Source organism: Aquimarina sp. KJ22-3, from assembly GCF_055808215.1.
On record NZ_CM147859.1, the window covers coordinates 2,357,340 to 2,370,748 of the forward strand.

Consider the following 13,409-nt stretch of genomic DNA (forward strand, 5'->3'; position numbering starts at 1 on the left):
TACGCATTATTCATATCGCAAAGATTCTATAGGATCTTGTTTGGCTGCTTTTATTGCAGGATATAAACCAGAGACAACAGCAGTTAAAAATGAAGTCACCACTGCGGCAAACATGGCAAGCCAAGGTACAGAAAACTGAAAATTAGATAAATTTGCAGCAAGACTTCCTACCAGAATCCCAAGTACGATACCGATTACTCCTCCAAGTTGACCTATGATTACTGTTTCTAGAAAGAACTGACCAGAAATGGTGTGTTTTTTGGCACCTAATGCTTTTCTAACTCCTATTTCTCTGGTACGTTCGGTTACCGAAACCAGCATGATGTTCATTAATGCAATCGAAGAACCAAAGATCGTGATGATGCTGATGATCCATGCAGCTATATATAAATACGAAGTGATACTCGCTATACGATTAATTAAATCATCACTACGCTCGAGCCCAAAATTGTTTTCTTCTATGGGATTCAACCCTCTTACATTTCTAAAAGTGATGATAGCTTCATCTTGAGCACCTTCCAAATATTGTTTGTCATCAACTTTTACACTAATGTTGTAATTGATATTAGGCAAGGTATAAATTGATCTTGCGGTTTGAATAGGGATAAGTACACGTAGATCTTGATTGTTTCTGAAAGTAGCTCCTTTACTTTCTAATAAACCGATAATCTTAAATTTTGCACCACGAATACTGATCGTTTTACCAATAGGATCTGTATTTTTGAACAAGTTCTTTTTGAAATCAGAACCAATCAAACAAACGTGATTGTTATTTTCGATATCAAAAAAGGTAAAGTTTCTTCCTTTGTCTATTTCAGTACCAGAGTTTTCCAAATAATTTTCATTGACCCCTAATACCGCCACTTCCGGATCTGTTTTTTCACTTTCAAAACGCACTTCTGCATTTCGTGTACCCGTAAAATATAAAGATGTTTTGGTATAAGGGAACTCAAACTTATCGACAAATTGTTTTACGTTGCGATAACTAATAATAGGATTAACTTTTTCCCGATTCCGATTGTTCCTGGTATTAAATTCGTACCGCTGTATATTAAAAGTATTCGAACCCATTGAGGCAAAATCTCCGGTAATGGTCTTTTCCAAAGCTCCCAAAAATGTCAAAATACCAACAAGGGCAGTAATCCCTATAGCAATAATTAGGATAGTAAGGACAGTACGCAGTACCTGACCCCGAATGGAATCCATCGCGATTCTAACATTCTCTCTAAACAGTGAAAACATAAGTATACAATTAACCGGTTTGCTCTATAAGACTACAAAACCTCTTTAAAGTTACTCCAAAAAAACAAAATTTATGATTTGTAGAAAGTCTTACACATATTTGTCTTCAAATTTTGAGTCTTTTTTAGATATTTGCAACCTTAAAACAGACGAATACAATAGTCTTGAATTTGAACAAAGCAAATGGCACAAAAACCTTCTATACCTAAGGGAACAAGAGATTTTTCACCAGTAGAGGTGGCAAAAAGAGGATATATCATGGATACGATCAAAGAACAATTTAAGTTATTTGGTTTTCAGCCTATTGAAACTCCTAGTTTTGAAAATAGTGAAACCTTGATGGGGAAATACGGAGAAGAAGGAGATCGGCTTATTTTTAAAATCCTAAACAGTGGTGATTATCTGAAGAAAGTAGATGAAGCCTTATATCAGGCTAAGGATAGCACAAAAATGACTGCAAAGATTAGTGAAAAAGCTTTGAGATACGATCTTACGGTACCTTTTGCAAGATATGTGGTACAACATCAAAATGAGATTGATTTTCCGTTTAAACGTTACCAGATTCAACCGGTATGGAGAGCAGATCGACCTCAAAAAGGAAGATTTAGAGAGTTTTATCAGTGTGATGCCGATGTGGTGGGTAGTACATCGCTTTGGCAAGAGATAGATTTAATTCAACTGTATGATAAGGTATTCACTAAGTTGAATCTACAAGGGGTTACGATCAAAATCAATAATAGAAAGATTCTTTCTGGTATCGCCGAAGTGATTGGTGCTAGCGATAAGCTCATCGATTTTACAGTGGCTTTAGATAAATTGGATAAAATTGGAGAAGATGGTGTAAAAAAGGAGATGAAAGAAAAAGGGATCTCTGATGAAGCTATCGAAAAGGTGAAACCGCTATTCAGTTTTGGGGGAAGTACCACTGAAAAAATAGCCAAGCTTAAGACCTTGCTTGCTTCTTCTGAAGAAGGAATAAAAGGAGTGGAGGAGCTTGAGTTTATTACCAATACAATTAATGAAATATCACTACAAACTGCAAGTTTAGATTTGGATGTAACCTTGGCAAGAGGGTTAAACTACTATACAGGAGCAATTTTTGAAGTAGCCGCGCCAAAAGAGGTGAAAATGGGATCCATTGGTGGTGGTGGAAGATATGACGACCTTACGGGTATTTTTGGATTAAAAAATGTGAGTGGGGTAGGGATATCTTTTGGTTTGGATAGAATTTATTTGGTGCTAGAAGAATTAGAACTTTTTCCTGAAACCGTAGCCTTATCCACCAAAGCGTTGTTCATTAATTTTGGGGATAAAGAAGCGTTGTATTGTGCCAAAACAATTGCTAAGTTAAGAAGCGAAGGAATCGTTGCAGAGTTATACCCCGACAGCGCAAAAATGAAAAAGCAAATGGGGTACGCAAACAAAAGAACTATTCCTTATGTCATCTTGGTGGGAACTTCAGAAATAGAGAAAGAAACGTATACTGTAAAAGACATGCATTCGGGAACTCAAAGTGAAATGAGTTTTGAAGAATTAAGAGACGTCCTTTTATAGTTTAAAAGTAAGTAATACCATGAAAACAAATGGTATTTTAGGAGGTCTCAAAGTCAATAGGTTACATATTTTTGGGGTGATGATTTTGATGCGTTTCGACTTTTCTTTTTTTTATCTTTGTATCACAATAGAATGTTAAATTTAACGTTATAGTTAGGTTAAAAAGCTATTGTTGAAAATAATGCCCTAAATGTTTTCGTAGAGTTTTAGTTTTTGAGGAAGGGGATTATGATTACACACCTTACTCTTAAAACTTTGTATGAGACTAAAACTACTTTTAGTAACGGTTCTGTTTAATTTATGTTGTTTTGGGTTTGCCAATACAGGTAACGATTCTCTTTCAGTAAAAGATGAGGTAAATTCCAAAGACGAACTGCTTCCTTCCTCATTTGTACAATTACCAGATTTAGAAGAAAAATTCCCAATCCAAGAAGTATTTGCTTCGATTACTTCTCCAGAATTTACGTTTGAGAATATAGCACAAGAGTTTCCAACTACTAATAGTGATGTTATTCAGGCGAGAGCCGAGGCACAAAAAGGGTTTAATGAAATTGATAGTACAGGTCGATGGATTGGTTCTTTTAGGAATGAAGATATTCAGGTACTACCCGTTGGAATAAAGAAAAAAATAAATGAAGTAGAATACCAGTTAGGCTTTGTAAAGGCTCGTTTTACCAAGGATTATACAGAACTTACTGTATTTGCAAAAGTAATATTACCTCAATCAGACGAAAATGGGTTGCCTATAGAACTCTTTTTTGGAGCCAATAATGTCAAGTTATCTCATCAGGGTGGAATTGTAGGGGATGCAAATTTGGTACTCTTAGGAGATGTATTTATACCATTCAATGCAGGTAATTGGCTGTTAATCCTCAAAGGAGGGTTTGATTACAGAACGGGAGAAACTCAAAATAGAACCTTTGTTACCATTAATTGTGATGGGGTAAAAGAAATGGGGATCGAAGGAGAGGTACAGTTTTCTCGAAATATGATCTTACCTGTAGATCCTACAGGTAAAGCTTTACCAGAAACTGTTACCTATATAGGAGCGGTTCGAGAACCTATTCAAATTCCTAATCGAGTAAAAGGAGCCTTCAAAGCGGTTGCATCGGATTGGAATGATATGATCGTAGAGATTAGCCTTTCTCCTTTTGTATTGGCTAGTCAACCTGATAAATTTATGTTCTCTGTAAATCAGGCAGTGTTCGATTTTAGCGACCTGCGTACAGAAAACGTGAATTTTCCGCAATATTATCACGATGAAGGGTTGTTGTTACCAAATCCGGATACCTGGCGAGGAGTTTATGTCCAATCGCTTCAGGTAGGATTACCTCAAGAATTTAAATCTACTGAAACCCTCACACAAAAGAGTAGAATTACTTTTGAAGCAGCCAACCTTTTGATTGACGGATATGGAGTATCAGGGTATTTTTCTGCGGAAAATGTAATTACGCTAGAAAAAGGGAGAACTTCAGAAACAAAATCATGGGCCTATTCTGTAGATAAGATAGGAATAAATCTTGCAGCCAGTAGGCTTATTGGAGCAGATTTTGAAGGGCAAATACTGCTTCCTATTTCTGATAAAGGAGATAGAAATGGTACTACTGCAGATGGTGAAGACGGAAGAATGGGATTAGGATATCAAGGTATTATCTCTGAAAATGAATATGGATTGGTCGTATCTACCTTGGATACATTAAGCTTTGACGTATTTAGGGCCAAAGCCGAACTATTGCCAAATTCATCTGTAGAGATGAAGGTGGTAGAAGGAAATTTCAGGCCCAAAGCTGTACTTAATGGAAGGATGGCTATTTCAGCCAGTCAAAAAGAATCTTTGGCAAACGAAGGCCAAACTTATACCACGGGCGAAGGTGCCAATCAGCAAAATCATACCGTACAATTTAAGGGAATAGAATTTCAGGATTTAGTATTACAAACTACTTCTCCAGTTATACAAGTGGCCTACTTTGGATATCGAGATCAGGTGAAATTGGCAAATTTCCCGGTTTCTATAGCCAATATTGCGTTTTCTTCGAACGAATTTGAAGCAGGAATCGAGTTTGATCTGATGATCAATCTCATGGGGAAAGAAAGTAAAGGTTTTGCCGCAGATGCCCGACTTGGGATTTTTGGGAAATTCCAGGAAGAGAACTTTAAACAACGTTGGAAATATGATCGTATTGACCTTTCCAGGATCAACCTGGAAGCCAATATGGGAGCTATAAAGCTCAGAGGAGGATTAGAACTCATGGATGATGATCCTGAGTATGGAGATGGATTTGCTGCAGATATCGAGGGTACCTTTGGAAGTTTTGGTCCGATCACCTGTAAAGCCATTTTTGGAAAGACAGATTTTAGATATTGGTATGTAGATGCTGCAGTTCGTGGTCTTAAAATAAACGTAGGTCCTCTACAAATTTCAGGTTTTGCAGGAGGTGCTTTTTATCGTATGTCACGCAGACCTAATGCAGGTCCGGATTTTTCTCCTTCTGGACTTTCGTATGTGCCTAATGAGGATTCAAGTTTAGGGGTAAAAGCAATGGTATTTGCCGCAATCGGTGATGAGAGTGCAATTGCAGTTGGTGCTGGTTTTGAGATTGAATTTAATCGCAGCGGAGGAGTAAATAGACTTGGACTGTTTGGAGAAGCCCAAATGATGAAAGCGTTCAATTTCCCAAATCCTGCTGGTAAGCTTAGTGAGAAATTGAGTAAAATGGTAGATAACGAGTTGATCCAGGGGGCTATGGATAGTCAAACCGGAAAAACTTTTCTCGATAAAGCTGATTTAGAATACGAACCAGAAATTGTTGGTGAAGCTGCTATTAGCGCAAAGATGGGTATGGAGTTTGACTTTGTTAACGATTCTTTTCATGCTACCTTCGATCTCTATGTAAATGTAGCCGGAGGAATTATTCGTGGTCGTGCATCACGAGGAAGAGCGGGATGGGGAGTAGTACATATCTCCAAAGAAGAATGGTATGTCCATTTTGGAACTCCTACCGATCGATTAGGACTCAAAATGGGTGTAGGTCCGTTTTCTCTGGAAACAGGTGGATATTTTATGATGGGAGACCGAATACCAGGAAGTCCACCACCACCTCCGGAAGTAGCAGAGATTTTGGGGGTAGATGCCGATGAGTTGGATTATATGAGAGATCTTAATGCACTTGGCGAAGGAAGAGGTTTTGCTTTTGGTTCAGATTTTAAGGTAGATACTGGAGATATCAGATTTCTAATCCTGTATGCTCGTTTTCAGGCAGGTGTAGGGTTTGATATCATGCTTAAAGATTATGGAGAAGCCAGATGTAAAGGAAGTAGTGATGAAATAGGAATCAACGGTTGGTATGCCAACGGTCAGGCTTATGCCTATCTACAAGGAGAGCTAGGAATACGAATCAAGTTATTCTTTATCAAAAAGAAAATCCCAATTATTAAAGGAGGTGCAGCGGTACTGTTGCAAGGTAAAGGTCCGAATCCTTTTTGGTTTAGAGGATATGTAGGTGGATACTATAACCTTCTGGGCGGAATGATCAAAGGAAGTTTCAGATTTAAATTGACTATAGGAAGAGAATGTGAGTTGATCAATGCAGCTCCAATGGGAGGGATTAAGATGATTACAGACCTTACTCCAAAAGATGGAGACTCGGATATTGATGTCTTTGTTGCACCACAGGCCGCGTTCGCTATGCGAGTCAACGAACCTATTGTTATTCCAGAAGATACTGGGGATAATACCTATAAGGTAATTCTTGAAAAATTTACGGTTACCAATGAAGCAGGAGAAGAAGTAGAAGGAACGATTGAATGGGGACAGATGAATGACAGAGCCACGTTTATTTCAGATGATATTCTTCCTCCGGACACCAAACTAAAAGCAACTGTAGAAGTAAGTTTTCAGGAAAAAGTGAATGGTAGTTTCCAAACTATTTTTGTAGATGGACAAAAAGCAATAGAAATAGAAGAACGAAATTTTACTACGGGTACAGCACCAAAATATATTCCTTTAAATAATATTCAATATTCGTATCCGGTAGTAGATCAACAACTTTTCTATACCAACGAAAATAAAGACGGATATATCCAATTGTCTAGAGGTCAGGATTATTTGTTTGATAGCTCTCAGTGGAAGAGTACCGTAAAATATATCGATGAGGTAGGTACGATTAAAGAAGTGGATTTTAATTATGATACCTCTAGTAACCAGATAAGATATACGTTTCCAAAGATGGATAGGGAAACAAAGTATCTCTTAAGTATAGTGAGTACTACCAAGTCATCCAGTGGACCAGAAGGTACTATAAACTCCGAAACTGTTGATTTTGGTGAAGATAATACTGTTGAAATTAGTACGAATACTGCAGAAAATGTGTTAAGAGATGGCGAAATAGAAAGACTTTCTTACGAGTTTAAATCAAGTCAGTATAAAACCTTTGCAGATAAGATTAATAGTATCAATGTCAATGAAGATAACTGGGGGAAAATTAATTCGGTAGTACTGTATTTAACTTCAAAAGTTGATTTTACTGAAGGTTTTGATATTGTAGAATTGATTGGAAATAAATATTCAGAAAATAAAGCCTTGGTAACTATAGAGTCTGACCTTAAAGACAATTATTTTTTAAAGGATATCAATCCTATCTTGTATGATAAGTATATCCAAGGATCGACATATAGTATTACCAGAGATGCTACAGAATATGGATATGTACCTAAAAAGGCATTACCTGTACTGAGTAATTATTTGACCAGTCTTGAAAATAATGTAGATCTCAATTGGAGAGCGACAAGATTCCCTTATCGATATAACCTTCCGGAAATTTATTTTAATGATTATGTAGATATACGAGATCGGGTAATTAATGATTATACAAACGGATTGATATCCGCAGGCTCTCCTGAGGCTAGTATAATTTCCTCAGAATATAAGTTTATGTTGTATGGCAAATATAACGTGAAGTTGCAGTATGTGTTACCTGGAGGAGTAATGGGGAGCTCAGCCAATTATAGATATAAAAACCCAATAACCGCAAGGCAATAGAATAAACCATAAATTTTAATAAAGAAAGAATTGACCAACCCTAAAAGAACATATTCGAGTTTCATATCAGATGTACGCATCGCGTTTATCTTATTTATGGTTTTTGCTGTGTCTCATGCTCAACAAGCAGAGCAAGTACCAGAAGTCATGGTTATGGCTAGGGTGCAAAAGGATAGAGTGCTTTTGCGTTGGGGAACCACTACACCTGTATCCTGGTTACGGGCCAATAAATATGGATATGTTATAGAACGATACACAATTACCCGTAATGGAGTTTTGGTAGATCCGCCAGAGAGTAAAAGCCTTACAGGAACAACCTTACTTCCGCTTCCTTTGGAGAATTGGGAACAAGAAGTAGAACAAAATGACAACGCAGCTATCATGGCGCAAGCATTGTATGGTGAAAGTTTTGAGGTAGAAGAAATGCAAGGTGGCCTGGCACAAATTATTAGTAAATCAAAGGAAATCGAACAACGCTTTTCTTTTGCACTTTTTGCCGCAGATTTGGATTTTAAAGTGGCTAAAATGGGAGCTTTGGGATTTGAGGATACTGATATCAGCCCCAACGAGGAATATTTGTACAAGATTATTCCGAAAATACCTGAAGAGATTCTTAAAGTGAAACTAGGGATTGTTAGTGTAAAAATTAAAGAACCAGAACCTTTACCAAAACCAATAGATGTCATCGCTGTTCCTGATGATAAAAGCATCTTGATAACTTGGGAGTACGCCATGTTTAAACCTATCTATAATGCTTATCACGTAGAGCGATCAGAGAATGGGAATACTTTTACAAGATTAGGAGACACTCCTTTGGTGAATTTGAATGATAAGCCTGGAAGTCCGGCACGTAGAATGTTTTATGTGGATACATTACCGCAAAACAATAAGCGATATTATTATCGAATCGTAGGGATTTCTCCATTCGGAGAAGAAGGAACTCCATCTGATGTGGTATCTGCCGAAGGAGCTAAAAAATTGACATCTGTTCCTCATATCTCCAGATATGAGTTTAGTAAATCTGGTGGGGTAGTATTGAATTGGGAGTTTAAAAAAGAATCCGAAAGTGAAATTTCTGGTTTCCAACTCAATTGGGCTGCTCAAGAAAAAGGACCTTATAGAACGGTGCAATCCAATATTCCTGCTTCGAGCAGAACGACAACATTCACGAATCCGGAACCTTCAAACTACTTTAGGATAGTGGCTCTGGGCAAAAATAATCAAAAGGCTACTTCTTTGACCTCTTTTGTACAGGCGATAGATTCAATTCCGCCAAAAGTGCCAGTAGGATTAACAGGAGTGGTGGATTCTTTGGGAGTTGTGAATATAAAGTGGGAAGCAAATACAGAAAAAGATTTATTAGGATATCGTGTTTTCCGAGGCAATTTGGATGCCGAAGAATTATCACAGATCACTGTAGCTCCAATTTCTAAAAACACCTTTGTGGATACCGTACAGGTAAAATCCTTGAATGATAAAGTGTTTTATCAGATCGTGGCGGTGGATAAACGGTTCAATATGTCTGATTATTCTGAAAAACTAAGTATTAAAAAGCCAGATGTTGTACCACCATCTTCACCTGTTTTTAAATCTTATAATCAAAAAGAAGAAGGAGTTCTTTTGCAATGGATTAATAGTAGTAGTCAAGACGTTTTTCAACATAAGTTGTATCGGCAAAAGGTAAATGAAGCCAAAAAAGGTTGGCAGGTGATTTTCCAAACAGATACGATTACGAGCTATTTGGATACCGATGTGGGTTCTAATATAAAATATCGGTATGCTATCTTTGCAGAAGATGAAAGTGGCTTATTATCAGCTCCTTCTACACCAGTTACTATAACCAGTAAGAAAGATGTGAAAGAAGAACAATTGATAAAAGGGTTTTCTGTAATTGCCGATAGAACAAACAAAAATGTAATGATATCCTGGCGTAAGATGCCAGAAGAGGTTACAGAGATAACCGTATATAAATCAAAAAAAGAAGGTAAGCCTGTTTTGTTTAAACAGATGCCAAACACGATGAATAGAATTGTTGATAATGCCGTATCACCTGGTAATACCTATGTGTATAGTCTTAAAGTGATTACAAAACAAGGAAATCATTCTAAGGTAGAAACAAAAGAAGTTGTTTTTTGATATGAAATTTGAGAATAAGATAGAACAAGATAATGTATGGATCATAATTGATTTTATGATGAAAAAGAGAAACTAATGAAAAAGCTATTCACTTTATTTTTACTTTGTTTTTCTGGCGTCGTTCTGGCGCAGGAAACGGTGGTGAAAATAACTAATTATAATTACAGTTCGAGCTTTAGAGATAGACGATGCGGGGAGACAATTACAGTAACTGCTTTTTATGTAGGTGGAGGAGAAGAGGTATTTGTAGATGTGTCTAATGATGATGCAAGAAACTATACCGGAGGTACTTATCGATTGAATGGTATTGTGGAGCGAGTAGAATTATATGCGTTTGCCAGAGATGCGAGAGATCAGGGTATTGGTACCACCTGTAGAAGAGGTAGAAATGTGGAAGATACACAATCTAGAAATACACCAATGGATCCCTGTTCTTCTGCTTTTTATAATATTGTGCATTCTAATAGTAATGATGTATCCCAAAGTGTAAATTTTACACTAGATGCCGTTCCTGTACCTGCGGTATCAAGATCCACAGCATCGGATCGTGTAGGGTTTGAAGACCCTCTAACAATAAATTCCTCTCCAGGTTACAATACCTCAGTATACAACTGGCAATATGGATTTAATGGAACAGATTGGTTTGAATTACCAATTCCAAATGCACAAAATCCTACGTTTACTTTGGAAGATTTCTTAACCGAAGCTGTGATTGGCAATACAATTTTGTTCAGAATAAGAGCTTGTAACCAGGAATCGTCCAATGTAGTTTCTTACGTGGTTCGTAAATCTGCCCCTCATATTATTGGGCAACGTACAAGAGATGTAACCTGTTATGATTCTATTGATGCTAGTGGAAATGGTGATGGAGAGATCACATTGACTTTTGATCGAGCTTTAGATCCAGCTTTGGATAATGTAAGTTTCTCAGTGATCGACTTGAGAACTAATAGTCCCGTAAAAAATGTGAATAACATCGATACATTTGGTCCTGGTAATACCTTTACAATAGATGGATTACCTGCTAGTACACCAGGTTTTGGCTTTAGAGTAGATATACTAGGCTTTTATAATGGGATAGAATATTTTACAGAAGCACCTAATCATACGACAACTTTTGAGATTGATCGTCCGACTCCTGTAGCGTTTGTGGGAGAGCCCGGTAATGATACTAATCATGTAGATGTTTGGTGTTTTGGAGGTAGTGATGGGACCATTGATTTAGAAGCACAAGGTGGTGTTGAAGGATATGAATATCTAATCCGTGTACAAGGTGAAGTATGGGATGAAACACAATGGACGACTTTTGCGGGAAGATTTACGCATACAATTCAAGGGCTTCCAACAAATACCTATGAAATAAGAATAAGAGATGCTAACGAATGTGAAGCCAAAGAACAAATCAATGTTGCAGGCGAGATAAGATTAGGAGATATCATTGTAAAAACGGTAATTATAGATCAGCCTAGTGAAGCACTAGACGTTGAATTCTCGTTAATCAATGAACCCAGAGCATTCGGGTTTGAAGATGGTAGAATTAGAGCCAGAATTTTTGGAGGAACTTCAGAAAGTGATGGTTCTTATGTGTTTGAATGGAGAGATGCCTCTGGAGCTACGTTAATCACAGTAAATACCAATGTGTTACCCGCGAATGAGGGATACGAGGTGATATTACATTCTGTAGGCGAAGGAACATATACCTTAAGTGCTTGGGATACCAACTTTAACAATGCCACGGATAAGGATGGATGTTTCTTTATTAATGCAAGTTATACCTTGGAGCAACCAGACCCACTACAGGTGCAAATAGATATTTACAATCCTATTTCTTGTCATATCGAAAATGAATATAACGACGGGGTAGATTTTAATGATCCATTGGGGATACCAGATCAATTTCAAGACGGAGCCTTAATTGCCACGGTTACCGGAGGTGTGCCTTTTGATAAATTTGCGAGCGCAGTAGGGCAATGTAGATCTGACTTGAGGAGATATTGTTATCGTTGGAAAAAAGAAGTCAATGGAGTTTGGCAGGATATTGCAGTAAACGACAGTATTATCAATAATTTGAGTGTTGGTAATTATGCACTCAATGTAGAAGATAGTAATGGAATTGTTTTGGGTACGTATGAAGCGTATAACTTACCAGATGGATCACAAGAGTATAGACTTACCCAAGCCATAGACTCAACTAGATTTTTACCACAACCAGATCGATTAGAACTTTCTTTTGATCGTACTGTAGTTACCTGTGCCAACGGAGATGACGGAGAAGCAACAGTATTTGTTCAAGGAGGTACAAGTCCTTATACGTATGAATGGAGTAATGGAGAAACCACACCTACCATTACCGGCCTGATAGGAGGGACATATTTGGTGTTTATTACCGATGCAAAAGGCTGTCAAATTGAAGGTAGTATACTCATTGATCAACCTAATGGATTAGAAATAACGCCAGTAATTGAACGTGCACCAACCTGTTTTGAAGGGAATGATGGACAAATAGATATCAATGTTACCGGAGGTAACCCTCCATATACTTATTTGTGGAGTACGGGAAGTACCGGAACGAGCATAAGTGGTCTAACTGAAGGAAGTTATAGTATAGAAGTTACCGATCGCAAAGGTTGTAAAGCTTTTTATCAATCAAATCTTGTAGACCCAGATCCAGTTTTTGTAAATCTGGAACCCCAAAGATCACTTTGCCAGGATCAATCGGTACTATTGGACATTGCTATCAATGACCCAGGAGCTGTGTATTCCTGGAGCAGTGATAATGGATTTTCAAGCACTGAGAGTAGTGTAGAACTAACACAAGCAGGGAGATATATTGCCACGATTACTACAAGCTTAGGATGTATTGGTATTGGTGAAATTAATATTGATGTGTTTGATACCCCAATTGATTCAGACTTTTTGATTACTACACAAGCTTTTACAGGCGAGGAAGTGATTTTGGTAAACGTGAGTGATCCTATTGGTGAAAGTGTAGACTGGACCATCCCCGATGGAGTTGAAGTGGTATCGATGACGAATGAGCAGTTGATATTGGTGTTTGAAGAGGAAGGTGCTTATGAAATTAATCTACGATCTTATCAAAGAGATTGTTATCAGGATTTTATGAAGACCATTTTGGTACAACCAGCTATAGAGTCACCAGATCCTGCGGGTCCACAACAGGACTTTATACAAGAGTTTATTGTGTTTCCAAACCCTAATTCTGGGACCTTTAGAACGCAAATTAGTTTGGAAGAAGATTCTAATATTTCGCTTAAAATTATTAGTCTGATGTCTGGAGTAACTTTGCATGAACGTGCAGAAAAGGATAATCGAGATTTTCTTTTGGATTATAATGTAAGTCTTCCAACAGGAGTGTATTTGTTATTGCTGGAAACTCCAAAAGGATCAGAAACTAGAAAATTGGTATTCGAATAAGGTA

General features: G+C 37.5%; 5 protein-coding genes. 4 read left to right on the forward strand and 1 reads right to left on the reverse strand.

Features of this window, described 5'->3' with window-relative positions; translation table 11 throughout:
• Nucleotides 1-6 precede the first annotated feature (6 nt).
• Nucleotides 7-1,242, reverse strand: a complete 1,236-nt coding sequence (locus AC0L3Q_RS10795; protein WP_473286566.1) for an ABC transporter permease — start codon at nt 1,240-1,242, stop codon at nt 7-9.
• Between the two features lie 183 nt (nt 1,243-1,425).
• Between AC0L3Q_RS10795 and hisS the strand changes: the two genes are divergently transcribed.
• The 4 genes from hisS to AC0L3Q_RS10815 all read left to right on the forward strand — a co-directional run bounded on the left by hisS (nt 1,426) and on the right by AC0L3Q_RS10815 (nt 13,405).
• The gene (hisS, locus tag AC0L3Q_RS10800; protein ID WP_473286567.1) at nt 1,426-2,796 is read left to right on the forward strand and encodes a histidine--tRNA ligase; all 1,371 of its coding nucleotides are present in this window, start codon (nt 1,426-1,428) and stop codon (nt 2,794-2,796) included.
• 259 nt (nt 2,797-3,055) lie between these two features.
• Nucleotides 3,056-7,834 carry a hypothetical protein gene (locus tag AC0L3Q_RS10805; protein ID WP_473286568.1) on the forward strand — a complete coding sequence of 1,593 codons (4,779 nt, stop codon included), beginning with the start codon at nt 3,056-3,058 and terminating at the stop codon, nt 7,832-7,834.
• 30 nt (nt 7,835-7,864) lie between these two features.
• Nucleotides 7,865-9,970 carry a hypothetical protein gene (locus AC0L3Q_RS10810; RefSeq protein ID WP_473286569.1) on the forward strand — a complete coding sequence of 702 codons (2,106 nt, stop codon included), beginning with the start codon at nt 7,865-7,867 and terminating at the stop codon, nt 9,968-9,970.
• Nucleotides 9,971-10,045: 75 nt separating this feature from the next.
• Entirely contained in the window at nt 10,046-13,405 is a 3,360-nt protein-coding gene (locus tag AC0L3Q_RS10815; RefSeq protein ID WP_473286570.1) for a T9SS type A sorting domain-containing protein, read from the forward strand.
• Nucleotides 13,406-13,409: the final 4 nt, after the last annotated feature.

Excerpts from the sequence above, each read along its gene's own strand:
- AC0L3Q_RS10805 (WP_473286568.1), top strand. The coding sequence starts at position 3,056 with ATGAGACTAAAACTACTTTTAGTAACGGTTCTGTTTAATTTATGTTGT.
- AC0L3Q_RS10815 (WP_473286570.1), top strand. The coding sequence starts at position 10,046 with ATGAAAAAGCTATTCACTTTATTTTTACTTTGTTTTTCTGGCGTCGTT.
- hisS (WP_473286567.1), top strand. The coding sequence starts at position 1,426 with ATGGCACAAAAACCTTCTATACCTAAGGGAACAAGAGATTTTTCACCA.
- AC0L3Q_RS10795 (WP_473286566.1), bottom strand. The coding sequence starts at position 1,242 with ATGTTTTCACTGTTTAGAGAGAATGTTAGAATCGCGATGGATTCCATT.